We start from the raw sequence: 25071 nt of genomic DNA, 5'->3' as shown, positions 1-25071 counted from the left end.
CCACACTGCGGTCACAACTGCCCGCATCCGCGCTCGCATCAAGGCATGTAAAGAAGCCACTCGGCAGAATCGCGCGTCTATTTTCCACGATGAGCTTGCTACCCATTCTTGAAAATCCAGAGGTCGCCGCGCGCACCTCCACCGCAACGCGCCGCGTGCTTCAGGAGCGTGCCGCGCCTGCGCCTTACTCACCATTCCTCAGCGCGGAGCATATGGTCATGCTGCGCTCGCTGGTGGAAACCATCCTGCCGCAAGATGCGGCCGGCACACACGTCGACATCGCAGAGGCCATTGACCGCCGTCTTGCCGCGGGCGAAAACGCTGGCTTCCGCTATGCGGTGCTGCCACCCGACGGCGAAGCCTACCGCCAGGGTCTGGCGATCTTTCACAAGATGCTCGAGCAAACGTCCATGAAGAGGTTCGACCGCATGCCCCCGCCCGCGCGCGAAGGCTACATCCGTTGTGTTTGCAACGGCGATGTCGACGGACCGGCGCAGTTCCCGCTTTCTACCTTCATTCGGCTGCTGCGGACCGATGTGGTGCGCTTCTGGATGGCCCACCCCGACGCGATGCGTGCCGTAGGCTACTTCGGCTTTGCCGACGGCGCCACCGGGAACGAGGGCTGGCGCTCCATCGGCCCCAACTCCGCCGCGCTGTTCGAGTATCAGGGCCCGGGTGAAAGTGATGGTTCCACGCAGACCCAGGGTGGCGCGCGATGAAGAAGCCTGCCGGCATGAAGCAGTTCGCCACGAATGACGTAGTAGACGCCGTGATCATCGGCACCGGCGCTGGTGGAGCACCGCTGCTGTGGAAGCTCGCAAGCGCAGGCCGCAGCGTGGTCGCGCTGGAAGCGGGGCAGTGGTTTCAGGATCCCGAGAACGAGTTTCCGTCCGACGAATTGGAAGCCCCGATGTACTGGAAGGACGAGCGCCTGAGCGCGGGCGCGGACCCCACCAGCTTTGGCGCGAACAACAGCGGCAAGGGCGTGGGCGGCGGCATGATCCATTGGGGTGCTTATGCGCCGCGTCCGGATGAGCGTGATCTGAAGCTGCAGTCCAACGACGGCGTTGCGATTGACTGGCCGCTGACGCTTGCCGACCTGAAGCCCTACTACGAATGGCTTGAGGCCTTTCTGGGCGTGTCCGGCCCCGCCAAATACCCCTGGGACGCCGATCGCAAGTATCCTTTGCCGCCGCTGCCCTTGAACAGCTCCGCCATTTACATGGCCGTGGGTTGCGAGGGCCTCGGCATCCGCGTTGCGCACGCGCCCATCGCCGCCGTTTCGCAGAGCTACACGCGTCCTGAATACGGAACGCGCAACGCGTGCGTGAACCGGGGCTATTGCCACCAGGGTTGCCGCAACGGCGCCAAGGCGACCATGGACGTGACATTTCTGCCAGCGGCGCTTGCAGCCGGTGCAGAGATCCGCGCCGAATCCTACGTACACGGCGTGAAGCGTGATTCCGCCGGCGCGATCACCGCAGTGGTTTACACCGATGCCGAAGGCCACGAACAGCGGCAGCGTTGCCGGGCCGTCTTTCTATGCGCCGGGGGTGTTGAGTCTCCTCGTCAGCTGCTGCACTGGGGCATTGGCAACTCCTCCGGCCAGGTTGGCCGCAACTTCATGGCGCACATCTCGACCCAGGTGTGGGCGACCATGCGGGCGGACACGCGGCCCTACAAGGGCTTTCCGGCTTCGCTCATCACCGAAGACTTCATGCGGGCAAAGGACGCGAGCTACGCAGGTGGGTACCTGCTGCAGAGCTACGGCATCCTGCCTGTTGCCTGGGCCGAACAGGTCGCCGCGGGCCGCAACCTGGTCGGTCAGGCGCTCACCGATTACCTTCTGCAGTACAACAACGCCGCCGGCATCGGCATGAATGGCGACACGCTGCCCAACCCGGACAACCGCCTGACGCTGAGCGACGAAAAGGACGGGCACGGCCTCGCCAAGCCGCTCATCACCTTCTCACTCGGCGAAAACGAGAACAAGATGAGCGATCACGCTGAAAACAACATGCGGCGCATCCTGATGGCCGCCGGTGGCAAAGACCTGTGGTCGTCCAAGCGCACCGCGCATACCGTCGGCACCTGCCGCATGGGCGCACTCGCGGCGGAATCTGTGGTTGACCCCTACGGCAAGAGCTGGGACGTTCCCAATCTCTGGATCGCCGACAACTCCGTCTTCCCAACCTCGCTCGCCGCCAACCCGGCGCTCACCATTATGGCGCTTTCGTTGCGAACAGCAGATCGATACCTCGCGCAGTAGTCTCTCGTCAGTGCCGGCAAACCCCGTGTTTGCAGTGCGCGCCCCTGACGGTTTGCAAACCACGACGGCACGCCGCCGCAATGACTTGTTCCATGTCTTGCGGCTAAGCTGAGCATGGAGTCACCCATGACATGGCAGCGCAAGCGCGATCGCCCGTTCATTCGCGCAGTTTTCCTGCTCGTTGGTGTCGTTGCGCTCGGCATCGGCGTCTGGCAGTCTGTTCGATTGACCCATCTGTTGCGCCACGCGATCCGTACCACGGGTCACGCAGTCGCACGCGCGGGTGACCCGGCCGCCACCGATTCGGGTGCCCACCCCGACATTGAGTTCACCGACTTAACCGGCAAGATCATTCGCTATAACCAGAACGGTATGGGCTCCCGCCGCGTCGGCACCCCCATCCCGGTGCTGTACGATCCCGCCGCACCCGCTGACACCGCGGTTGCAAACGCTTTCTGGCAGCTTTGGTGGCCGGTGCTGCTGCCCATCTGGCTGGGTTTTGGCTTCACCGCGAGCGGTTTGTGGGGCGAGGTCTACAGCAACCTGGACCGCTACCTGTCAAAGCCGAACGGGTCATCTCAAGCTTGAGAACTGTGGCACTGTGCTGGTCGAAAGCAAACCCGTACTTAAGACGAAGCGCGCAGCGCAAGCCCACATCCCGCCGTCTGTTCTGGAAGTCTCTCGGTCATCATCGCTTCCGGCCCACCAGGTCTTGACACGCCTGCTACTATTGCAGAAGTGGACTGAGTGCCACTCTGCGTTGCCGGGAACGACCCTGAAGTGGATTGGGGTTGGCCAGAGACCGCAATGCATGTACCCCTTCGCTGATGCCATCCTTGCTGTGACAAAGGAAGCGTTGGTTGCTCTGGCTTGACCGGTCTCAACGTGAGACCTCGCCGTGCAGCAGCCGATCTCGCAGACATCGCGGGTAAGCTGAACCCAGATTCTTGGATATCCATGGTGCCGCGCCCCAGCCAAATGGGCGAATCAGCACCGCTGCATCCCTGTACCGATTGGCCGTGAGCGCCGCCTTCTGGCTTGAGCGCTCCGCATACACAAAGAAAGCGATTCTTGACCACTTCCGTTTCCGCAACACTCGACAACACCCTTGACACCACATTCGAAGAGCGCATTGAGAACGTCGCTCTGCCCAAGCCCGGCAACACCGTCCCCGACGGCCTCACGTTCGACTCGTTCGACATTTCCGACAAGCTGAAGCAGCGCCTGAAAAACGCCGGCTTCATTACGCCAACCCCGGTCCAGGCCAAGGCGATCCAGCCGGCGCTTGAGGGGTACGACGTCCTGGCCACCGCCGCCACCGGCACCGGCAAGACCCTCAGCTTTCTGGTTCCGCTCATCGACATCATGGATTCCACGCCTCTGGTCGCGCCTCCCGCGCAGAACCAGAAGGGCAAGCGCCGCTCCGGTTCGCCCGTTCGTGCGCTTATCCTGCTGCCCACGCGCGAGCTCGCCATGCAGGTGCTTGAGCAGTACAGCAAGATCGTCTCCAGCGCCAAGAACGACTCCGTTCTGGTCTGCGGCGGCCTTTCCGAGCACGCGCAGATCGAGCAGATCCGCCGCGGACCCCGTCTTGTCGTCGCTACACCGGGACGCCTCGAGGACTACCTGAAGCGCGGCGAGATCGATCTGCGCGACGTGGAAATGCTCGTCCTTGACGAGGTCGACCGCATGCTCGACATGGGCTTCTTGCCATCGATCCGCCGCATCGTTGCCGCCCTTCCGCGCGATCGCCAGACCATGTGCTACTCCGCCACGCTTGACGCCAACATCGGCGAGGTCGTGCGCGAGTACGTCTACAAACCGATCCGCGTTGAAATCGGCAACACCTCCAAGCCGAATGAACGGGTCGAACTCCGCGCCTATACCGTCATGCAAGACCAGAAGCTGTCGCTGCTCGACAAGATGCTCGGCGAAGAAGAGGGAACCTATCTTGTCTTCAGCCGCACCAAGCATGGCGCCGACCGTATCAGCCGCAAGCTCGAAAAGCTCGGTCACCAGGTTGCCACCATTCACGGCGACCGTTCGCAGGGGCAGCGCACCGCCGCTCTGAAGGCTTTCGCCACCGGCAAGAGCCGCATCCTGGTCGCCACGGACGTGGCCGCTCGCGGCATCGACATCTCGCACATCGCGCACGTCGTCAACTACGACCTGCCGGGTGCCAGCGACGATTTCGTGCACCGCATCGGCCGCACCGGCCGCGCGGAAAAGACCGGCATCGCCACGACCTTCGTCATGCCGCAGGAAAAGTCGGACGCCCGCAAGATGGAACGTGAGCTGAAGATCAGCTTCGATTGGCGTGTTATCCAAGGCGAGCTCGCCAAGGAAGAGCGCAACTCGCCCGTCGACCTGAACAAGGTGGGTGACCTGACGCAGCTCGAATCACGCTCCTGGAAGACCAACGAAGCCGGCACCGGGCACGAGCCGACCGGCAACGCACCGCGCCGCAGCCGCAGCGGCAACGGTGGTCGCAGCGGACGTGGGCGTCGCCGCAGCAGCTAAATGTACCCGTTACAAAGCAGAACGGACGCGTCGAACGCGTCCGTTTCTGTTTTGCAGCGGAGAGCCGCTCACTTGGGAGGGAGCAGCGGGCTTTCTGTCGTATTTGACGAAGTCTCTTACGCACACAATGCATTGCGGGTGCCGAAAAATGCAGGTTTCTCCACTGCGCACGCGCAAAGAGCGCGCGTGCTCCGGTCGAAAGGACAAGTTCGTAACGGGATTCATCAGATACTTTGTAGCCCGCTGGATTCGCTGAAGCCCAAAGCTCCCTCCCAGCTGCTAAGAATGAATATGTCGATACACCCTAGTGGGAAATGGATCCTGCACCCTAGTGGGAAACGGGTTCTGCAAACAGCCCTGCATGCGCGTCCTCGTGCACCTGCAGCTCTGGCCCAAAGCCGAGCATCGCAACAAACGGATTCCATAGCGCCACCGGCAGCGCACCGCCGCTGGCCTGGTCGTGGCCGCCGCCGAACGTGCCGTCCGCACCCGCAGGCGTGTGGTTGCGCAGGAATTGCACCAAGTTCACACCCCGGGGCGCGCGCCCGGCGAAGTGTACGAAGCCCGGTCGAAAGCCAACGTTCACGCCAAAGATGACCGCCTTCGGAAAGCGCGGGCGCCAGATCTGCGCCACCAGCGGATGCACCTGGCACGGCGTGTCCACGCGCACCATAATCATGTCCGCGCCCAATTCGTCCGTCCATTTGGTTGAGAACTTCGGCGGTGCCTTGCGCGCCACCGCGAGCGCCTCGTTCACCTCGGCCTTTGCAACCTTCAGCGCCGCGAGTGCCGGGTCATCACCCTTCAGAATCTGCTTTGGCGAAGCACCGCGCAGCAGCAATTCCAGCGCCTCGGTCGCGTCACCCGCCGCGGTCCGGCGTGGAGCATTAAGCAGACCGGTCAGGTCCTTCAACGCGGTCGCACCGAAGCGCGCCTTACTCTCTGCAAGCTCGTCAAACGGAGCCTTGTCGCCCAGGTCGGACAGCAGCGAGATGCCCGCCATCCACTGCAGCTCATCCGCCAGCGCGGGTGCAATCGCCTGCGCACACCACAATGCCAGCAGCCCGCTGGTGGCGGTCGGCTCCGTGCCGTAGCTGGTCAGCAGCACCGCTCCCAGCGGTGTCCCAAATGGTGCGTGGTGGTCCACCAGCAACGTCGGAACACCGGGCAGCAGTTCGTCGGGCCGCGCGCCCAGGTCGACCAGCAGCAGCGCCTTCGGGTCCCGCACCTTAAGCCGCGCATGCACCTCCGGCAGCCATGCGTTCTCAAACTTTTTGCGCGTTTCCGCGGTCACGCGGGTGTAGCCTGCAGCGTGCAAGGCACGCAGCAGCAGCGCGCCGGCAGGCAGGCCGTCGGCGTCGGCATCGGTCAGAATGTGAATGTCGGTCGCGGTGCCCTGCGGCAGCGTTTGCAAAAAGCGAGTGAAGATCGCGCCTGCTTCGTTGCGGTCCATCTTTCGTGGGATGCCGACAGCGCCGCGCGCATCCTATGACCGGCACTCATATTTTCAGCGTCACCAACAGCGAGGGAGCAGAACGATGGCAGCACCGGGAACGGCACCACAGCGGCACGAAGCATGGCTCGCGCTTGAGAAGCATTATGCGGAGATCGGCAACGTTGAACTGAAGCAGATGTTCGCCGACGATCCCTCGCGAGGCACCCGCTACAACGCCAGCGCCGAAGGCATCCTGCTCGACTACTCCAAGAACCGCATCAACGACGAAACCCTGAAGCTGCTGTTCGCGCTCGCCGAGACCGCCGGACTGAAACAGGCGACGGAAGCGATGTTCACCGGGCAGAAGATCAACACCACGGAGAACCGTGCCGTGTTGCACGTCGCCCTGCGCGCACCCAAAGACGAGAAGATCGTCGTCGACGGCCAAGACGTCGTTCCTGGCGTCCACCAGGTACTCGACAAGATGGCCGCGTTCAGTGACAAGGTGCGCAGCGGTGAATGGAAAGGTGTGACCGGCAAGCGCATTCGCAATGTCATCAACATCGGCATCGGCGGCTCGGATCTGGGCCCCGTGATGGCATACGAGGCGCTGCGCCACTACTCCCAGCGCGACCTAACCTTCCGTTTCGTCTCAAACGTGGACGGCACCGACTTTGTTGAGGCCGTACACGACCTGCAGGCGGACGAGACGCTTTTCCTGGTCGCGTCGAAGACGTTCACGACGCTTGAAACGATGACCAATGCGCACTCCGCGCGCGACTGGTTCCTGAAAAACGGCGGCACGGAAGAAGGCATCGCGAAGCACTTCGTTGCCATGAGCACCAACGCCAAAGAAGTCGCAAAGTTCGGTATCGATACCGAGAACATGTTCGAGTTTTCGGACTGGGTTGGTGGCCGCTACTCCATGGACTCGGCGATTGGCCTGTCAACGATGATCGCGATTGGCCCCGATAACTTTCGTGAGATGCTTGCCGGCTTCCACAGCATGGACGTGCACTTCCGTACCGCGCCGCTGGAGCAAAACCTGCCCGTGCTGCTGGCGCTGCTCACCATCTGGTACACCGACTATTTCGACGCGCAGACGGTCGCCATCCTGCCGTACGAGCAATACCTGAAGCGCTTCCCGGCATACCTGCAGCAGCTCACCATGGAGTCCAACGGCAAGCACGTGACGCTTGAGGGCAAGCATGTCGACACGCAAACCGGCCCCATCTACTGGGGCGAGCCCGGCACCAACGGCCAGCACTCTTTCTACCAGCTCATCCACCAGGGCACACGGCTAATCCCGTGCGACTTTATCGGCTTTTTCAAGTCCTTAAATCCGCTTGGCCGTCATCATGACATGCTCATTGCCAACGTCTTCGCGCAAACCGAGGCGCTCGCCTTCGGCAAGACCGCCGAAGAGGTTCGCGCCGAGGGTACGAAGGAAGACCTGATCCCGCACCGCGTCTTTGAGGGCAACCGCCCGTCCAACACCATCCTGGCCGACGAGCTCACGCCCGCCGTGCTCGGCAAGCTGGTTGCACTCTACGAGCACAACGTCTTCACCCAGGGCGTGATCTGGAACATCAACAGCTTCGACCAGTGGGGCGTCGAACTCGGCAAGGTGCTCGCCACGCGCATTCTCGGCGAGCTCGAAAACACCGGCACGCCCGAGCTGAAGCACGACACCTCGACCAACCACCTCATCGAGCTCTATCGCCAGAAGAAGGCCTGACGACCGAACGATTCGGAACCCCGCAACAGAGAGTCATTTCGACCGGAGCAGGACAGCTTCATCGTCCTGCGTAATGGGGAAACCTGCATTTCGTTAGGAGTGGCAATCCAGCAACAACGATAGGTTCCAAACCACCTGACTGCGCCCAACATCGGAGCAAGACATATGCCCGTCAACCCCGCCCTCGTTACCACCGCGCTCGATCTGCCCGGGTTCCGCATTGTGCGGAATCTGGGCATCGTGCGCGGCATCGTCGTCCGCTCCCGCTCCGTCTTCGGCTCGATCGGCGCCAGTTTTCAGACTCTCGTCGGCGGCGACATCACGATCTACACCGACCTGTGCGAGAAGACCCGCGCCGATGCCTATAGCCGCATGAGCGAGCACGCCGCACACATCGGCGCCAACGCCGTGATCAGCTTCCGCTACGACGCGAATGAAATCATGCAGGGCGTCACGGAAGTTCTGGCCTACGGCACCGCCGTGGTGGTAGAAAGCTTGTAAACCTCAATTGGAGCAACGCAATGGCGCGAGTCACAGGCATCGGTGGTGTGTTTCTACGTGCAAAGGATCCCAAGACGCTTCGCCAGTGGTACGCCGACCACCTCGGTATCCATCTGGAAGTCTACGGCGGTGCCAAGCTGAAGTGGTCCGATGAGGTGCCTGCGGGAACAGGTTCGACTGCTTGGTCGACCTTCCCCGAGAACACCGACTACTTTGGCCAGCACACACAGCAGGTCATGATCAACTATCGCGTGGACGATATGGAAGGCATTCTTTTCAATTTGAAGACTGCAGGCGCGACCATCGACCCCAAGCGCATGGACGAGTCCTTTGGCAAATTCGCCTGGGCCACCGACCCCGAGGGCAACCGCTTCGAACTCTGGCAACCCGCCCCCGCAAAGACCCACGCCTGAGCTTGGCGACCCGTTCGGGACGCCAAGCCAATAAACTATACCGCACCACACCCCGCCCCGGCAGTATCATCCTGACCCTGAGCTTGCCGAAGGGAAGGGATCTGCTTTTGGCGCACCATTACCGCGTCAGCATGCAAACAGGCGCAGACGCCTCTTCCACAAGACGCCACCTTCCTGTCTCGTACCATACGGAAATGGCAGTTCCACCAACCCCGTGCGATCAGCAGCCCGCGCCCGGCGTGCTTGAAGTCATCGTCGGGCCCATGTTCTCCGGCAAGAGCGAGGAACTGATCCGCCGCCTCAAGCGGGCCAGGATCGCCCGGCAGCGTGTCAGCTGCTACAAGCCCGACATCGACCTCCGCTACCACCGCACCGCCATCGCCTCGCACTCCGAGCAGACCATGGAGGCAGCCGTCGTCACACCCGACAGCGCCCACCTGCGCGAGGCGCTCTTCGCCGAAGGGCAGGTCTACGAGGCGGATGTGGTCGGGCTGGATGAAGCGCAGTTCTTCGACAGCGGCATTCAGCCGCTCGCGCTGGAACTGGTCGCCATGGGCAAACGCGTCATTCTGGCCGGCCTCGATACCACCTTCGCCAACGAACCCTTCGGGCCGGTGCCGGCGCTCATGGCACTCGCGGACAAAGTGACCAAGCTGAACGCGGTCTGCATGGTCTGTGGCCAGCCCGCCATCCACACCCAGCGCCTCGGCCACAGCCAGGAACTGGTCGTTGTCGGTGCCGCTGGCATGTACGAGGCACGCTGCCGTGCCCACTTTCAACCCTATGTGGAAGAGCCCGCGGCCGAGCAGCTGGAACTGCCCAGTGCCGTGCTGACCAGCGCGTGACTGCCGACGAATTCCGCCGCCTCGCACTCGCTCTGCCCGGCGCTGAGCAGGGCAGCCACATGGGCGTGGTGGACTTCCGCGTCGGCGGCCGCATCTTTGCAACACTCGCCAGCGTGGCACAGGGCTATGGCAACCTGATGCTTACGCCGGAGTTGCAGGCGCAGTTCATCGCCGAGGCACCCGAGCTCTTCCTGCCCGTACACGGCGGCTGGGGACGGATGGGCGCCACGCATATTCGGCTGCTGGCGGCACGCGAAGCCACCGTCTCCGGTGCCCTGCAGACCGCGTATCGCTTACGCCTTCAAAAGAATGGCGCGGCAGCGGGAAAAGCACGCAAGAGACAGCCAGCGCGCAAACGCGACATCTAACCCGTCCATGTTTCCGGTCCGCGCGATATTTCCGCTGCTACTGCTCGGTTTCGCAGCGCCGGCTGTCCCGGCGAAGCACGGCCGATGGTCTTTGCCCGCTAGCGCTCGCATCACAGACCTGAAGCCCGGTCATGATGCCAAGCAGGCCGACGCCGCGATGTGCAGCAGATTTCGCCTGACCGCCGCACAGGTCCGCACCCGATTCGCGACCTATCATCGTCTGGTGCCGCGCGAAGAGCACGATTTCTATCTTTGGTTTCCGTGCTGGGTTGACGGAACCATCCGGTACAACGGGGCGGTCTGGCACTTCCATACACAGGCCGGCCATCTATTGTGGACCGACTGGCCCGATGGGCAACAGAAGGAACTCGGCGGCGTCCACGACGACGACCCCAGCGGCAACTGAACGGCTAGAAACCCGCCGCGATCAGCATTTCTTCAGACAGATTTGAAGCTTCGTGCCGCTCCAGGCGTGCGCGCTGCTCGGAATACTTCGCCAGCACATCGGCTTCCAGGTTCAGCTCGCTGCCGGGTCCCAGCGTGTGCAGATTCGTGACCGCATACGTGTGCGGAATGACCGCAATGGTCACCGATGCCTCACCGCCCGGCTGATGCGTCACAGCGGCAACGGTCAGTGAAATGCCTTCCACCGTAATGGAGCCCTTCGCGACCACGTAGCGGGCCACCTCTGCCGGCGCAGTAAATTCCAACAGCCAGTCGCTCTCGCCAGCAGCTGCTTCGGCGACGGCCTTCAGCGCGCGCACGTGGCCCACGCCGTCCACATGACCCTGCACCACGTGACCGCCCAGCGGGGTGCCTGCGGGCGTGGGCAGCTCCAGGTTGACGACCGTGCCAGGTTGCAGCCGCGACAGGGAAGTGCGCGCGATGGTTTCCTTCGCCAGGTCCGCCTCAAACCGCTCGGGCGTGATCGCCAGCGCGGTCAGGCACACGCCGGAAACGGCGATGGAGTCGCCCTCGGCCAGCTTTGCCGCCAGCGTCGGCGCGGCCACGCGAATGCGCGTTGCGCCCGTCCGCTCCTCAACCCACTCCACGCGGCCAAGCTCCGCGATTAGTCCGGTAAACATGCTTCTATCGTAAGCCGCGTGAAGTCACGCAACCGGCAGCGGCGTCAGTGTGAAGTTTTCCGCCCACGGATCATGCAGTGTGCCGCGCACGCAGGCGTCCATGCCACGCGCGCCGCCGGTCGCATCGTGCACAAAGTCGCAGCGGTCGATGTTCTGCAACTGCTCAATCAACGCGAACGGGTTGTTCGCATCGTCGGCGAATGGAATGGAGCCCGCGCCCAGTTCCACCTCCGCAAAGAAGAGCACGACTTTGTCCACCAGGCCCGCGTTCAGGAGAGAAGCATTCAGCCCGGGACCTGCTTCCAGCAGAACGGAGAGCATGTCCATCTCACCCAAACGCTTCAGGATCGCGCGCAAATCCAGCTCCGGCTTACGGCCTTGCGCCCGTTGCGGAGACGCCGGTGTCGTGCTGCTCGCCCGCTCTTCTGGGGTCAGCAGCGGCATGGGTTCCACGCGCACGCCCCGCGCACGCAACGCGCGCTGCCGGTCAAACGCAGCGGTTGGTGCGCAAAAAATCAGCAGGTCGTCATTCGCGCTTTCGACCAGGCGCGAATTCAGAGGCATGCGGCACTGCGTATCCAGCACCACGCGCATCAGTCTGCGGCGACGCTGCAGGTTGCTGCGATCCGACAGAATGGGATCATCCGCCAGCACCGTACCCACGCCGGTCAGAATTGCATCGTTCGCATGGCGAAAGCGATGCACTTCTTCACGCGCAGCCGTGCCCGTAAGCCAGAAGGGAGCGTTTGCTGCGCGCTGCACCGGCAGCGGTGCCAGACGGCCGTCCACGCTTAGCGCGGATTTGAGCGTGACCAAAGGCATGCCGGTCAGGATGTGCCGCGCATAGGCGTCGTTCATCACGCGGGCCTCGGTCTGCAGCAGGCCGTCCTCCGCAATGATCCCCGCATTCGCGATGCGTGACATGCCCTGGCCCGCCACCAGCGGGTTCGGGTCCAGGGTCGCCGCGATCACGCGCGCAACCCCGGCCTCGATCAGCGCGTTCGCGCAGGGTCCGGTTCGTCCAAAATGCGAACACGGCTCAAGCGTCACGTAGGCCGTGGCACCACGAGCCTGCTCCCCGGCCTGCTTCAGCGCAACCACCTCGGCATGATCGCGCAGATCGTAGCGGTGGGCACCTTCACCCACAAGCACATTGTCATGCGCCAGCACGCAGCCCACCTGGGGATTCGGCGATGCCAGGCCGAGCGTCGCCTTCGCAAGCTCCAGCGCGCGCTGCATGTGTGCGGTGTCGGTGGCGGAGAACGGCATCGTTGCCCCGTTGGATGCGACAGCGATGCCATCCGCTTCCGGCGCTAGATAATGCGGCCCAGGATCGACTGCAGAACGCCGCCCGGCTCTGGCTGTGGTCCGGTCTGCTGTCCCTGCTGGTCCACGTGTCCGTTCGAAAAGTAGTGGTGAATCAGCATCGGGACAGCGACCGCAAGGCCCATCTTGACTACGGTGGGCGACATGCCCGTGCGCTGCGCGATGTTGTCGATCATGCCGGTGCCGCCCAGGCCCTGCTCCACTTCTGACGGCGCTGCAGGCGTGGTCTGTCCACCCGACCACTTTTGAATCAGGCCTCCCAAACCGTTCTGCTGAAAGGACTGCATCACGCCACCGACACCACCGCCCTGGCTCTGCAGCTCATCCATCAAGCCGCCCGTAACCGTAGCATTGTCGTTCTGCTGCCCACCGGCCTGGCCGACCATCGAGGAAACCATGTCCATCAAACCCATACTCAACCTCCATACCGGCACGTGAGAGGACGGGAAGCGGCGAGCCGTTGCGTGATGTCGGGATTTGGCGTGGTCGTCAACCTCGCCAACTTAGTGCGCGAAAAAGCCGAGCGCTGCGAAGATCACCCCCACGCCGCCGATCGACAGCGCGACGAACCAGTAGATGCGCTGGTGCGTGAGCAGAGTGATGGAAGCCAGGACAACCGCGATCTGCAGAAGAGCCTCACCCGCGTCGTAGCGGCTGGCGTGATGCTCTTCCGTCTCCACCTGCTCTTCGAGTTCGCGCGCCCTGTGCTCCGATGCGAGCAGGTCCGCGTCCCACTTTGCGGTGTGCTGCTTGTACTCGGCGATGCGCGCCTTCGCCGCCGCATCACCAGGCTTCAGCACGTTCAGCAGATCCACGGTCGTGTTGATGCTGGACTGCCGAATCTTTTTCGCCTGGTACAGACCCCACTCGTCAGACGCGCGCGCCTGGTTCAACACCGCCGCCGTGTGGGCGCGATGGCTGAGCACCGTGACAAGCGCGACCAGCACGGCAAGTACGCTGATGGAGAACGAGACCGCATACATGTGCGTCTCCGATGCCTTCTCCTGCTGCTCGACAAACTCCTGGATTTCGCTGGCTTCCATAGTCCTTCTGTACGAACGCTTGCGCGGGATCAGCCCAGCAGCGATGTAAGGAAATCATCGCCGTTGAACGGCAGGATATCCTCCATCTTTTCACCCACGCCAACAAAGACCACGGGCAGCTTCAGCTCGCGCGCAATGGCAAGCACCACGCCGCCCTTTGCGGTGCCGTCCAGCTTGGTCAGCACAATGCCGGACACGCGCGCCGACTCCAGGAACAATCGCGCCTGCTGCAGACCGTTCTGGCCGGTGGTCGCGTCCATGACCAGGAACGTCTGGTGCGGCGCGCCGGGAACCAGCTTCTCTGCCGTGCGCCGCATCTTTTCCAACTCGGCCATCAGGCCGGCCTTGTTGTGCAGGCGGCCCGCCGTATCCACGATCACAATGTCCACGCCGCGCGCCTTGCCCGCGGTCAGCGCGTCGTACAGCGCGGCACTGGGGTCGCCACCCTGCCGCGTCTTGATGATGTCCACGCTGGACCGCTTCGCCCAAACCTCCAACTGCTCGATGGCCGCGGCGCGAAATGTGTCGGCGGCGCACAGCAGAGCGCGTCGGCCGTGCGTGCCGTACAGCGTGGCCAGCTTGCCGCTGGTGGTCGTCTTGCCGGTGCCGTTTACGCCGACCATCATGATGACCTCCGGCGCGTGCGCGGGGTGATTCGTCGGCTGGTCGACCGCGTCCAGAATGCGCCGCAGTTCTTCGCGCAGCATGCCCTTCAACTCGGCGCCGGTCGCCTTTTCGCGGAGCGCGCGGGCGCGTAGGTTGCCGATGACCTCGTTCGTGGTCGTCACGCCCAGGTCGGCGGTCAAGAGCACGGCTTCCAGCTCCTCAAGCGTCTCCTCATCGACCGCGCGGCCCAGCGACAGAACCGAGTCGAGCGAGGACGACAACGACTCACGCGTGCGCGACGCCGCCGTGCGCATGCGGTCCAGGAAGCTGGCGTCTTCCTCTTCGGCGGATGCGTACCCGCCGAAGGAGAAGTTCGTGGTCATCGGCCTTAAGCCGAACTCATTTACCTGCACCGTCGACGTGGCGGGTGCGGCGGCCACAGGCGGCGGTACGGAGACGCGCACCATCGGCTGCTCTGGCGCGCGCGCGTCGTGCACGGGCAGAGCGGCCTCTACCGCTTCAAACGTTTCGGGCTCGGCCGCGGTCTGCGCAACCGCAAACGCGTCGACCCCGGGCGTCTCCAGACCTTCGACCTCGGCGAGCTCCGCCGCAGTCTCCGGAGCGGCAAATGCGTCCTCGGGCGTCGCGCCAAGCGGCATCGGCGCCGGATACTTCTCAGGCGCTGCTGGCGTTGCTGCGGGCTGCGGATTTTCGGCCTGCGGTTCAGGCGCGGGCGGCGCCACGCCGGTGACCGCCTGCTTTACGCGCTGAAAGAAACTCGGCTTTTTCGTTCGCTCTTCGTCGCGGCCAAACAGGGATATCGGCATCGACCTTAGTGTACGGCGGTTCAGGTCGTTGTTCTCCCGGTCACGTTTGAGCAAGGCCTTGTCATTTCGACCGGAGCAGGACAGCTTCACCGTCCTGCGGAGTGGAGAAACCCGCATTCTTCGCGAAAGCCAGCACCGCGTTTGCCCTTACTCGCCGCGTCCGGGTCGCGTCATAAGGGAACGGATTGCCTCATGCGGGCTGCGGCTTTCATACAGGATCGCGTACATCTCTTCCGTAATGGGCATCTCCACGCCGTGGCGCGCCGCAAGGCCCCGCGCCGCGCCGGTGCAGCGAACACCCTCGGCTACCTTGCCGTTCAGCGAAGCGATGATCTCGTCGAGCTTGCGGCCGCGGCCCAGCTCTACACCCACGGTGCGGTTTCGCGAAAGCGATCCGGTACAGGTCAGCACCAGATCGCCATAGCCGGCCAGACCCGCCAGGGTCTCGGGCTTCGCTCCGCAGGCGACGGCCAGTCGCGTGATCTCCGCCATGCCGCGTGTGATCAGCGCCGCGGCTGCGTTCGAGCCAAGCTCCAGCCCCGCGACCACGCCGGCCGCCAGCGCAATCACGTTCTTCAGCGCGCCGCCCAGCTCCACACCGGTCACATCGTCGTTGGTGTACACGCGCAACGACTCCGAGCTGAAGTCTGCCTGCAACGCTCGTGCGACTTCCGCGTCGGCGCAGGCCAGCGTGGCTGTTGTCGGCAGCGCCGCGGCCACCTCCTTCGCAAACGATGGCCCACCCAGCACGGCGAACCGCACCGGCGAGACCGCCGCGACCACCTCGCTCATGCGGCGGTGGGTGCCGTCCTCGATACCCTTGGACGCCGACACGTACACGTGCCGTTCGCTCAGCAGCGGCGCTAACGCGGCGATGGTCTCCGGCAGGTTGACCGAAGGTGTCACGCTCAGCAGCACTTCTGCGCGGCCCGGCAGCGAGAGCAGGTCGTTCGTGATGCTCAGCTCACTTTGCAATGCAAAGCACGGCAGGTATCGAGCGTTCTCGCGCGCATGCTCCATCTCCGCCGCGTGATCGGGGGAGTGCGCCCACAGCGTCACGTCGTGCCGGCCCTGCCGCGCCAGCGACAACGCCAGCGCCGTACCCCAGGCCCCGGCTCCAATTACAGCAATGCGGCTCATCAATCTCCTTCTTGCAGCTTCAACGCGGTGTCATCTCGACCGGAGCAGGACAGCTCCACCGTCCTGCGAAGTGGAGAGACCTGCATTCTCCGCATGCCGCACCCGTTCAGGGCAGCGTTGCCGCATTCTTCTGGCCGAACTTCGGCTCCGTGCCCGCGCGCAGCCGGGCAATATTACCGCTGTGCTTCCAGATCACCAGCAGCGCGATCGCGATGTACACCAGGTCCACAATCAACCGGTGCCGCCCGTCGAACAGCACCGCCAGAATCGCCAATACCGCGGCCCCGACGATGGAAGCCAGCGAAACGTACTTCGTGAACGCAACCACCACCGCAAAGACCAGCACCGCGACCAACGTTACGCCCGGCATCAGCGCCAGGAAGACGCCCAGCGCGGTCGCCACACCTTTCCCGCCGCGAAACCCCAGCCACACCGGGAACATGTGCCCCAGCACGGCGACCAAACCGGCCAGCGCGGCGATGTCATAGCCCTTCGGGAACGCACCATAGTGCAGCGCGAGCCGCTGCGCGATGTACACCGCCAGCCAGCCCTTCAGCGTATCGAGCACCAGCGTCGCCACGCCGAGCCCCTTCGCGCCCGACCGCGCCACGTTCGTCGCGCCGATGTTGCCCGAGCCCGTCGCGCGGATATCTTCGTGCCGGAACGTGCGCACCAGGATGTACCCGAACGGAATCGATCCCAGCAGGTAAGCGATCCCCAGGCTCAGCACGATCAAGATTGTGTCGTTCATAACGGCTCTGAGTCTAGCAGCGCCGCATCACAGGAGCCGCTTCCGCAACTCCATCAGCGCATGCTGCGAAGCGAACCATCGGATGCGCTCGCGGTCGCCACCCAGGTTCAGCCGTAGCACCCGCGTTTCCGCGCCGTCTGCGATGCCCAGGTAGACCAGGCCCACTGGCTTCGTTTCGGTCCCGCCATCCGGCCCGGCGATGCCCGTGATTCCCACGCCCAGGTCCGCGCCGCATCGCGCGCGTATGCCCTCAGCCAACGCCCGCGCCACCGGCTCACTCACCGCGCCGTGCTCCTCCAGCATCGCCGGCGGCACATCCGCGAATGCCGTTTTCAACGCATTGGAGTAGACCACCGCGCCACCTAAAAACGACTTGGACGACCCCGGCACCGCGGTGATGCGCTGCGCCAGCAGCCCACCCGTGCAGCTTTCCGCAACGGCCAGCGTCTGTCCGCGCTCACCAAGCAGCCACAGCACCACCTGCTCCGGCGTCTCGTTCTCCGCGCTGAAGACGAATGGCTCCATCTCCGCGGCGCATCGCCCCTGCACCTCGGCGACGCGTGCCTCCGCCTCCGCCTCTGTCCCCTTGCTCGCCAAAAAGTGCAGCTGGATCTCACCCTGTGTGCTCAGGATCGTGGTCTGCACGTCGCTGTACTCCTGGTAAATCGGCGCGGTGCGTGCATCCACTTCACTTTCGGGCACTACGGCCATGCGCAGGCTCGCGGTCGCGATGTGAACCTGAGGCACCACGCCGCGCAGCCGCCGCTCCACCTGATCGGTGTACAGCGCCGTCAGTTCCTTGGGCGGTCCGGGCAGCAGGACAAGGATCCGCCGCTTCCCCTCAAACTCTGTGTCGATCCATTGGCCCGGAGCGGTGCCGTTCGCGTTCGGCAGCACCTCCGCGCCATCGATCACGTCCGCCTGCTTCATGTTGTTGTCGCGAAGCTCGATGCCACGCTTGCGAAAGCGATCGCGCAGACCGTCAACAATCGACGTGTCGCGCTGCATGCTCACGCCCAGCACCGCGGCGACAGCTTCGCGGGTCAGGTCGTCCTCGGTGGGTCCCAGGCCGCCACTGAACAGGACAATGTCCGCCCGCCCAAGCGCGATGCGGGCCGCCTCGGTCAACTGTCCAAGATCGTCGCCCAGAATCGTTTTGAACGCGACCGCAACGCCCAGCTTGTTCAACTCTGACGTCAGCGCCAGCGAGTTGGTGTCCACGCGATACGGCGTCAACATCTCTGACCCGACCGCGATGATCTCCGCAACCATGCCTCTCATCGCGCTAACCTAGCAGGCGGCCGCCCACGCCCATGTCCACGTGGTACAGCGAGTTGGTCGTGGCCAGCACGACGGCGCCGTCGTCCAGAAATGCGAGACCGACCAGACCGCTGCCGCTCACCGAAAGCGAGTGTTCGCGGCGCGGCGTAATGCGATGAATGCCTCGTTCGCCACGGTATGACGCAGCGACGTATAGGTTGCCGTCGCGGTCAACCGCCATGCCCTGTGGCCGGCCCAGTCCGCGGAACCAGATCGTCACCTCGCCCTCGGGAGAGATGGCGTGAATCACTTCATTCGAGCTCGTCGTCGGCCCCGTGACAAACAGCGTGCCCGCGTCGTTGAAGACAAGGTGGTACGCCGAAACCGACGGCTCAAGCGTGGCAAAAACAAACACATTCCCCGCGCTGTTGATCTTGAAGATCGTGCCGCTGCGGTCGCCCACGTACAGGTTGCCTTCCGCGTCAAACGCCAGCCCCGTCGCAACGCCCATGCCTTCGGCCCACTGCGTCATGGTGCCGTTGGGCGCAATGCGATACACCGTGCCCTCGGCGCGCGACGAGCAGTACAGGAAGCCGTCCGGGCCGAACGCCAGGCCGCTCGCGTTCGGGAGGTCGCGTACAAATGGCCGCTGCTGAAAATCACGATCCAGCCGGAAGATTGACACCGGCACCGTCTGCCCGCGCGTTCCGCTGAAGGTGGCGTATATGTTCCCGTCCGTGTCGACCGCGGGATTGGTAATGGGGTGCAGGTTATCGCTCACGGGCACGGCGATCTGCACCGCGATGGCGTTCGAAACATGCTCGCCCGAGCGCAGCGTCAAGTCGCCGGGAATGGTGCCCTCAGGCACGCGTAGCGACACCCGGTTGCCGCCTAGAAAGCTGAACGGCAGCGCCGTTTCGCCGATGCGCGCTTCCAGCGGCAGCGCGGCTATCAGGCGCGAACCGCGCACATCCAGAATGCCGCCTGGCATCGCTGCCGGCGGCGCTACCGCGTCCATGTGCGGCGCGAGTGCGTCCGCCTGTCGAAACTGATCCAGCAATGACATCTCTTTCAGGGTAAATCCCGCGTCATCTTTCGCGAACACGCCTCTGCCGCAGCGCATTCGTGGCCCACAACGCCCAGCCGACGAGCACCGGCTGGCCAAAGAGCCGGGCGAAGCGCTTCGCGTCCGTGTCCAGGCCAAAGGCATTGCGATGGTGCTGCCATTGCGCAATGTTTCCTGGGAAAATTGCCACAAAGAACGCCGCGGCGGCCCAGCCCACGGCACGGCGCCGCTTCTTAGCCAAGAGCAGCGTTGCGCCAAGCGTGATCTCCGCCAGCCCCGACAGCACCACCACGGTATCCGGGTCCAGGGGCACCCACGGCGGCACCTGCGCGTAAAACGGCTTGCGCAGAACGGTCAGGTGTCCTGTTCCGCTGCCTACCAGCATCGCTCCCAGCAGCTTCTGCGCCGCGGCACGCGTGCTGGACTGCTCTGTCGCCTCTTCCATCTGTGCGTCATTCATGCCGGGTAGGATGACCGCTGCCCCGTGCTAGTGGTGGCGAAAGAACCACGCCAATTGCAGCAACATGCCAACCACCAGCGCATACCCGCCCGCGGCCAGGTCATCCACCACGATGCCTGTACCCTCCGGCAGCTTTTCCAGCGCGCGCACCGGAGGCGGTTTGGTGATGTCGAAGACGCGAAAGAGCAGCAATGCCAGCAGCGTCAGCGGTAACGTGGGCGCGCTGAAGACAAGCGCCAGCCATTGCCCGGCGACCTCGTCGATCACGACGATCTGCGGGTCCTTGCGGCCGCTTTCGCGCGCTACCCGGGTCGCCGCTGGAATGCCGATGGCCGTTGCCGCCGCCGCCATCGCGAGCGTCACCAGCGGGATCGCCGCACTCGGCATACGCCGCATCACCAGGAACCACACCAGCGTGGCCGCGATCGATCCAAACGTGCCCGGCCCCGGTCGCAGCGTGCCGAAGCCAAAGAAGGTGCCGACGATCCAGGCCCACCGCGTGCGCTTCACGCCCGGCAAATGCCCCGCGGCGAATACGGCATCGTTCACCAACCGGTCGTTTGCCGCGTCTGGAAGGCTTGCAGGGCCGCGCGGCCGGCTCCAGCGTGGAATCAGTCTCGGCATCTGCCGCTATCGGATGCACGGGAGGCGCGGCACGCTGTCAACATTCCCGCGAAGACCCGCCACCCGACTCTGTTCTACGATTCGTTACCGCCGCGCAATTGGCCGCTCTCGATGTCCTCAAGCAGGTCCGGATCCAGCACCGGCGACGAGATGCGGTACTCGCCGCTTGCCCACTTGCCCAGGTCCAGCAGGCGGCAGCGGTCGCTGCAAAACGGGAAGTCTTCGCTTCCCGTGGCGACCGGCTTGCGGCAGGTGGGACAGGAAAGCGTTTTCCTTGCGGCGGATGTTCCTGCTGTGTTCGCTTCCATGCCTTACCCTTTCTCCGCCGTCGCAGCCGCCAGTTCCGTGTCACGCGCCATCGCCTTCTTGCGGTTTTCCACCCGCGTCTGTGCGGACGGGGTCTTCGCAATCAGCTTCGCCGTCTGCGGCATGAAGTCCGCGCCCGTGGCCTGCTTGTACAGCTCAAAAAACTTGGTGTAGACGGCGATCACTTCCATGTTCGCGTCGAAGTAAAGCTCCGCGTCCAGCGCGCCGTGCAGGCATAGCGTCGAGGCCATTTCCCAATACGTGACCGCCTGCCGCCAAAGTGCGTTCTGCGGCGTTCCCATGCCGCGCTGCACGGCAAGCAGCTCGCTTTCGTTCGTTGGATTGAAATCGGCCACAACGAACTTGCGCGCTTCGCGCATAACCGGCTCGCGGCGAAGTTCGTACAGCTTCAATATCAGTTCTGCATCGGCTGGGGTTGCCATTGTTACTCCTTACGAATACCGTCGTTCGATCTGGGTGCGGGTGTCACAATCTCGACAGAGCACCCTCGTGTTTGCTGCTGTATAGCCTGGCATTGCCTCAAGCCTGTCCAGCACCGTGTAGCTGGCCGGAAGTTGTTCTTGGCAGAGAAAACAAAGGCCGCCCTGCTCTTTGATCTTTTTTAGCTTTAATGCTCGCCGATGCATGGGCTTGCCTCGCTCGTCGTAGGTGAGCTCTTTGTAAATCTTGCGTCGCAAAGCGAACAAGAGGTCGGAGTCACCATTCGCATGCTCGTCGAGTTGTGTACGCAGCACGGCAAGCATGCGATTTGCAATCTCGAGTTCAGACGAAGTGAGCCGTCGCGTAGGCATCGATCAGTCCACAATCCTCGCGACCACATCGTAGTCGTGCGCTTCGGTGATCTCCGCGCGGTAAAACGTGCCAGGCACCAAGTCTTCGTGATCACCGAAATCGTTGATCAGCACGTGACCGTCGATCTCCGGTGCCTGTTGCATCGTGCGGCCCTGCCAAAGCAGTTCCGTCTCTTCTGACGGACCTTCGACCAGCACCTCGATCACGCGGCCCACCTGCGCCGCACGTGCCTTGGCGCTGATCTTCATCTGCGTGCGCATCAAGCGTCGTCGGCGCGCCTCGATCGTGCGCTTCGGCACCTTCGCTCCCAGGTCGAACGCCGCCGCGCCCTCTTCGTCCGAGTAGCTGAACACGCCCAGCCAGTCGATCTTCGCGGCTTTCACGAAGTCTTCCAGCGCAGCGAACTCCTCGTCCGTTTCGCCCGGAAACCCGACAATAAAGCTGGTGCGGATCGCGATGCCCGGCACGATCGCCCGAGCCTTCTCGAGCATGCGCAGAAAAATCGCGCCCGAGCCGCCGCGCTTCATGCGCTTCAGCGTCAACGCCGACGCATGCTGCAGCGGTACGTCCAGGTACTTCGCGACGTTGTCGTGCGCGGCGATCGTGTCCAGCAGCCGCGTCGTGACCTTGTTCGGATACGCATACAGGAAGCGCAGCCAGTGAATGGGGCCCACGCCCGGCACCTCCAGTGTGGCGAGCGCCTCCAGCAGCATCGCCAGGCCGTCCTTCAATCCAAGGTCTTCGCCGTAGCAAGTCGTGTCCTGCCCGATCAGCGTGATCTCGCGCACACCCTGCCGCAACAGGTTCTCTGCCTCGTTCACGATGGACGAGATGCGCCGCGACCGGAACTTGCCGCGCAGCTGCGGGATGATGCAAAAGCCGCAGGGATGATCGCAACCCTCGGCGATCTTGATGTACGCCGACGCGCGCGGCGTGGTCAGGATGCGTGGCGTCTCGTCCGAGTACAGATAGCTCGGCAACTCAGCCGTCGCACCATCCCATGCCTCACGGTTGAACCGGCCCTGTTTCTCGCGCAGATCGCCCTCGGGCCGCGACGTCTGCTCCGGCACTTCTATCTGTGAATGCTTGCGCACCGCGCTGGACGCACGGTCGATCAACGCTGCATCCTGCTGACTCGCCGGCTCGCTGACCTGCTGGTTTGTAGTCCCACTTAGAATCGTGAACGGCGATGTGCCAGCAGTCCCCACCGGCTGCATGCCGGCAGCCGCAAGAATGGCGTCCAACTCGCCCGTGCCCAGCACCGCATCCACGTCCGGAATGTTCTTGCGAATTTCATCCCGGTATCGCTCCACCAGGCAGCCCGCCACAATCAGCTTCTGCGCGCGGCCGCCGTTCGCCGTTTTGTGGTTCGCCATCTCCAGGATGGTGTTTACGCTTTCCTGCTTCGCCGAATCGATGAACGAGCAGGTGTTAACCACAATGATGTCCGCATCCTCCGCTCGCGGCGTCAGCTCCGCGCCCGCGTGGTGCAGCAATCCCATCATCACTTCGCTGTCGACCAGGTTCTTGGGGCAGCCGAGTGAAACAAACCCGATACGGGGACGTGCGGGTATGTCCGTCAGCGCGGATGGAACGGTCGCCTGCTCTGGCGCGAGGATTTCATCGGTCGGCACATCATCCAGTTTACCGCGAAACCGATGGTAAACTTGCTCCTGAGCCGGGTCCCACGCGACTTACTCTCACGAACCCCGCCAGGCCCGGAAGGGAGCAACGGTAGTGAGCTCTTGAGTGCGCAGTGGGTCACCCGGTTCTTTTTGCGTTCGCCCCCGCCCAGGCACCGTGCTTCCTGCCGTCGACTCGCTGACCTGCTGACTCGCTGACTTGCTTTCCTGGCGGTATTCTCAACAGGTGTGTTCGTGTGCCACAAGGCATGCGCTGGAGAGGAAAGCCACTTGAGCCTGCAGTTGAAGCCTCGCGTCGCACGCCGCGCCAAGATCTCGTCTGTCGGAACCTACGTTCCGCCCAACATTCTCACGAACGCCGACCTGGAGCGCATGGTCGACACCAACGACAGGTGGATCGTGGAGCGCACCGGCATTCGTGAGCGTCACCTGGCCGAGCCCGGCACGCCCACCAGCGTGCTCGCCACTGAAGCCGCAAAGGACTGCCTTCAGCGCCGCGGCATCGACGCTAGCGAAATCGGGTGCATTATCGTCGGCACCGTCACGCCCGACATGCTCTTTCCCGCCACTGCCTGCCTGGTGCAGAACAACCTCGGCGCGGCAAATACCTGGGGCTTCGACCTTTCCGCGGCCTGCTCCGCGTTCACGTACTCGCTGCAGGTGGGCGCGAAGCTGGTTGAGTCCGGCGCGCACGACAAGGTGCTGGTCATCGGCGCCGACACCATGAGCTCCATCACCGACTACACCGACCGGTCAACCTGCATTCTCTTCGGCGATGCCGCCGGTTGCGTTCTGCTGGAACCCTGCGGCGAGGGCGAGGTCGGGTTAATCGACTTCTGGCATGAGATCGACGGCTCCGGTGGTGACAGTCTCTGCATGCCTGCGGGTGGATCGCTGCATCCAGCCAGCGTGCAGACCGTTCAGTCCAAGATGCATTTCATCAAGCAGGACGGCTCGACGGTTTACAAATTCGCGGTCCGCAAAATGCAGGAAGCGACCGAGCGCATGCTGGAGCGCAATGGCATCACAGTCAGCGACCTGAAGCTGCTGATCCCGCACCAGGCCAACCGGCGCATCATTGAGGCAACTGCTGAACGCCTCGGCATGCAGCCCGGGCAGGTGCTGATCAACATCGACCGCTACGGCAACACGGTCGGCGCGACCATCCCGCTCGGCATGGGAACCGCCATCGAAGAGGGCCGCCTCAAAAACGGCGACCTGGTTCTGCTCGCCAGCGTAGGCGCGGGCTTTACCGTGGGCGCCACGTTGCTGCGGTGGGAGTTTTAAGGAACTTCCGCGGCAGCGACACGCTCCGTCATAAACTCCTAGAGCCGTCGCGCTTGCCGCTTACGCTCTCTACGCCGGCGCCGCGCCCTTCGGCACCTCGCGTCCGCTGCGCACCTGCCGCAGCTTCACCACCGCGTAGATGATGGCGAACACCACCGACCCCCACACCACCAGCAACACGATCCAGCCATACCGCTCAGCCAACCGGTTATAGATCGGCAAGATCGCCCGTCCGTAGTGCACGCCGAGCCACGCAAAAAAGGCGTGACGAAGAAACCGGCTGACCAGAAGGCTTGGGTAATACTTCCGGCGCGGCATGCAGAGCGCTCCCGCGGCAATCAGAAATGGCATGAGTGGCGCGGGCGGCGGCAGGATCGCCGGCACCGCGACAGACAAGAGCGCATGTTCCTCTGACCAGTGGGTCATGCGACCGCGAAAGCGGCTCGGCACCACACGGTCCAGCAAGGCCACGCCGCCCACCTTGCCCGTCTGGTAGCTCGCAAAGCCGCCCACCACGGATCCGAGTGTCGCGATCAGCGTCGCCAGCACCCAGCCATGCCGTTGCGCCGCGAAAAGCGTCACCAGGATGTCCGACGATCCCGGAATCGGCAGCGGTATCGGTGAGCTGTCGATCGCGGACACCAGGAACAGCCCCAATGGTCCCAGCCGCATGAAGTATCCCAGCAGCCCGTGCTTCTTCCCGGCGGCGGCAAACACAACGGTGGCGACCAGTGATGGCATGTGT

28 protein-coding genes and 1 other RNA gene are annotated in these 25071 nt (G+C 63.7%); 12 read left to right on the top strand and 17 right to left on the bottom strand.

Annotated features, from left to right (window positions below):
- Positions 1–89 precede the first annotated feature (89 nt).
- The 4 genes from ACOFKT_RS11450 (at position 90) to ACOFKT_RS11435 (ending at position 4789) form a co-directional block, all read left to right on the top strand.
- Positions 90–719, top strand: a complete 630-nt coding sequence (locus tag ACOFKT_RS11450; RefSeq protein ID WP_419804127.1) for a gluconate 2-dehydrogenase subunit 3 family protein — start codon at positions 90–92, stop codon at positions 717–719.
- Positions 716–2269 (top strand): GMC family oxidoreductase, encoded by a 1554-nt coding sequence (locus ACOFKT_RS11445; protein WP_419804126.1) that lies wholly within the window; start codon positions 716–718, stop codon positions 2267–2269. Before ACOFKT_RS11450 ends, ACOFKT_RS11445 begins: the two co-directional genes overlap by 4 nt.
- A 126-nt stretch (positions 2270–2395) precedes the next feature.
- Positions 2396–2857, top strand: coding sequence for a DUF3592 domain-containing protein (locus ACOFKT_RS11440; RefSeq protein ID WP_419804125.1), 462 nt, complete (start codon positions 2396–2398; stop codon positions 2855–2857).
- A 483-nt stretch (positions 2858–3340) separates the two neighbouring features.
- On the top strand, positions 3341–4789 hold the full coding sequence (locus ACOFKT_RS11435; protein WP_419804124.1) for a DEAD/DEAH box helicase: 1449 nt from the start codon (positions 3341–3343) through the stop codon (positions 4787–4789).
- Between the two features lie 328 nt (positions 4790–5117).
- Here ACOFKT_RS11435 and ACOFKT_RS11430 read toward each other — a convergent pair whose 3' ends face one another.
- Complete coding sequence (locus tag ACOFKT_RS11430; RefSeq protein WP_419804123.1) at positions 5118–6242, bottom strand: hypothetical protein; 1125 nt, start codon at positions 6240–6242, stop codon at positions 5118–5120.
- An 85-nt stretch (positions 6243–6327) separates the two neighbouring features.
- On the opposite strand from ACOFKT_RS11430, the gene pgi reads away from it, so the two are divergent.
- From pgi to ACOFKT_RS11400, 6 genes are all read left to right on the top strand, one after another.
- Entirely contained in the window at positions 6328–7962 is a 1635-nt protein-coding gene (pgi, locus tag ACOFKT_RS11425) for a glucose-6-phosphate isomerase (RefSeq protein WP_419804122.1), read from the top strand.
- A 165-nt stretch (positions 7963–8127) separates the two neighbouring features.
- Positions 8128–8463, top strand: a complete 336-nt coding sequence (locus tag ACOFKT_RS11420) for a YbjQ family protein (protein WP_419804121.1) — start codon at positions 8128–8130, stop codon at positions 8461–8463.
- A 20-nt stretch (positions 8464–8483) separates the two neighbouring features.
- A complete protein-coding gene (locus tag ACOFKT_RS11415; RefSeq protein ID WP_419804120.1) occupies positions 8484–8876 on the top strand; it encodes a VOC family protein in 393 nt (130 codons plus the stop codon).
- Positions 8877–9070: 194 nt separating this feature from the next.
- Positions 9071–9721 (top strand): thymidine kinase, encoded by a 651-nt coding sequence (locus ACOFKT_RS11410; protein ID WP_419804119.1) that lies wholly within the window; start codon positions 9071–9073, stop codon positions 9719–9721.
- On the top strand, positions 9718–10089 hold the full coding sequence (locus tag ACOFKT_RS11405) for an MmcQ/YjbR family DNA-binding protein (RefSeq protein WP_419804118.1): 372 nt from the start codon (positions 9718–9720) through the stop codon (positions 10087–10089). The genes ACOFKT_RS11410 and ACOFKT_RS11405 overlap by 4 nt, the downstream gene beginning before the upstream one ends.
- 91 nt (positions 10090–10180) lie before the next feature.
- Positions 10181–10495 (top strand): hypothetical protein, encoded by a 315-nt coding sequence (locus ACOFKT_RS11400; protein WP_419804117.1) that lies wholly within the window; start codon positions 10181–10183, stop codon positions 10493–10495.
- Positions 10496–10499: 4 nt separating this feature from the next.
- Here the strand turns inward: ACOFKT_RS11400 and ACOFKT_RS11395 are convergent, their stop codons facing one another.
- The 15 genes from ACOFKT_RS11395 to rimO all read right to left on the bottom strand — a co-directional run bounded on the left by ACOFKT_RS11395 (position 10500) and on the right by rimO (position 22970).
- On the bottom strand, positions 10500–11174 hold the full coding sequence (locus ACOFKT_RS11395; protein ID WP_419804116.1) for a riboflavin synthase: 675 nt from the start codon (positions 11172–11174) through the stop codon (positions 10500–10502).
- 24 nt (positions 11175–11198) lie between these two features.
- Positions 11199–12443: a bifunctional diaminohydroxyphosphoribosylaminopyrimidine deaminase/5-amino-6-(5-phosphoribosylamino)uracil reductase RibD gene (ribD, locus tag ACOFKT_RS11390; protein ID WP_419804115.1), complete on the bottom strand. Its 1245-nt coding sequence runs from the start codon at positions 12441–12443 to the stop codon at positions 11199–11201.
- Between the two features lie 44 nt (positions 12444–12487).
- Positions 12488–12913, bottom strand: coding sequence for a YidB family protein (locus tag ACOFKT_RS11385; protein WP_419804114.1), 426 nt, complete (start codon positions 12911–12913; stop codon positions 12488–12490).
- A gap of 90 nt (positions 12914–13003) precedes the next feature.
- Positions 13004–13543 (bottom strand): DUF4337 domain-containing protein, encoded by a 540-nt coding sequence (locus tag ACOFKT_RS11380; protein WP_419804113.1) that lies wholly within the window; start codon positions 13541–13543, stop codon positions 13004–13006.
- A 29-nt stretch (positions 13544–13572) separates the two neighbouring features.
- Entirely contained in the window at positions 13573–14976 is a 1404-nt protein-coding gene (gene ftsY, locus ACOFKT_RS11375; RefSeq protein WP_419804112.1) for a signal recognition particle-docking protein FtsY, read from the bottom strand.
- 147 nt (positions 14977–15123) lie between these two features.
- Positions 15124–16116: an NAD(P)H-dependent glycerol-3-phosphate dehydrogenase gene (locus ACOFKT_RS11370; RefSeq protein ID WP_419804111.1), complete on the bottom strand. Its 993-nt coding sequence runs from the start codon at positions 16114–16116 to the stop codon at positions 15124–15126.
- A 106-nt stretch (positions 16117–16222) separates the two neighbouring features.
- The gene (plsY, locus tag ACOFKT_RS11365) at positions 16223–16867 is read right to left on the bottom strand and encodes a glycerol-3-phosphate 1-O-acyltransferase PlsY (RefSeq protein ID WP_419804110.1); all 645 of its coding nucleotides are present in this window, start codon (positions 16865–16867) and stop codon (positions 16223–16225) included.
- A 27-nt stretch (positions 16868–16894) separates the two neighbouring features.
- Positions 16895–18148, bottom strand: a complete 1254-nt coding sequence (locus tag ACOFKT_RS11360) for a competence/damage-inducible protein A (protein ID WP_419804109.1) — start codon at positions 18146–18148, stop codon at positions 16895–16897.
- A 4-nt stretch (positions 18149–18152) separates the two neighbouring features.
- Positions 18153–19232, bottom strand: a complete 1080-nt coding sequence (locus ACOFKT_RS11355; protein WP_419804108.1) for a gluconolaconase — start codon at positions 19230–19232, stop codon at positions 18153–18155.
- The gene (locus ACOFKT_RS11350; RefSeq protein ID WP_419804107.1) at positions 19216–19653 is read right to left on the bottom strand and encodes a hypothetical protein; all 438 of its coding nucleotides are present in this window, start codon (positions 19651–19653) and stop codon (positions 19216–19218) included. Before ACOFKT_RS11350 ends, ACOFKT_RS11355 begins: the two co-directional genes overlap by 17 nt.
- Before the next feature lie 27 nt (positions 19654–19680).
- Positions 19681–20277, bottom strand: a complete 597-nt coding sequence (locus ACOFKT_RS11345) for a phosphatidylglycerophosphatase A (RefSeq protein ID WP_419804106.1) — start codon at positions 20275–20277, stop codon at positions 19681–19683.
- Between the two features lie 74 nt (positions 20278–20351).
- Entirely contained in the window at positions 20352–20585 is a 234-nt protein-coding gene (locus tag ACOFKT_RS11340; RefSeq protein WP_419804105.1) for a DNA gyrase inhibitor YacG, read from the bottom strand.
- 3 nt (positions 20586–20588) lie between these two features.
- Positions 20589–21026, bottom strand: coding sequence for a DUF4760 domain-containing protein (locus ACOFKT_RS11335; protein WP_419804104.1), 438 nt, complete (start codon positions 21024–21026; stop codon positions 20589–20591).
- Positions 21027–21035: 9 nt separating this feature from the next.
- Positions 21036–21347, bottom strand: a complete 312-nt coding sequence (locus tag ACOFKT_RS11330; protein ID WP_419804103.1) for a hypothetical protein — start codon at positions 21345–21347, stop codon at positions 21036–21038.
- 51 nt (positions 21348–21398) lie between these two features.
- The gene (rimO, locus tag ACOFKT_RS11325) at positions 21399–22970 is read right to left on the bottom strand and encodes a 30S ribosomal protein S12 methylthiotransferase RimO (protein WP_419807154.1); all 1572 of its coding nucleotides are present in this window, start codon (positions 22968–22970) and stop codon (positions 21399–21401) included.
- Positions 22971–23072: 102 nt separating this feature from the next.
- Between rimO and ffs the strand changes: the two genes are divergently transcribed.
- Both ffs and ACOFKT_RS11315 read left to right on the top strand, forming a co-directional pair.
- Positions 23073–23170, top strand: an RNA gene (ffs, locus tag ACOFKT_RS11320) — signal recognition particle sRNA small type.
- A gap of 139 nt (positions 23171–23309) precedes the next feature.
- A complete protein-coding gene (locus ACOFKT_RS11315; protein ID WP_419804102.1) occupies positions 23310–24326 on the top strand; it encodes a beta-ketoacyl-ACP synthase III in 1017 nt (338 codons plus the stop codon).
- Positions 24327–24395: 69 nt separating this feature from the next.
- On the opposite strand, the gene ACOFKT_RS11310 is transcribed toward ACOFKT_RS11315, so the two are convergent.
- A complete protein-coding gene (locus ACOFKT_RS11310) occupies positions 24396–25067 on the bottom strand; it encodes a YqaA family protein (RefSeq protein ID WP_419804101.1) in 672 nt (223 codons plus the stop codon).
- Positions 25068–25071: the final 4 nt, after the last annotated feature.

Origin of the sequence: Terriglobus sp. (assembly GCF_965201105.1) — a bacterium.
GTDB lineage: Bacteria > Acidobacteriota > Terriglobia > Terriglobales > Acidobacteriaceae > Terriglobus.
The sequence above is the reverse complement of the archived record's forward strand: the minus strand, read 5'-3'. Positions and strand labels throughout refer to the sequence as shown.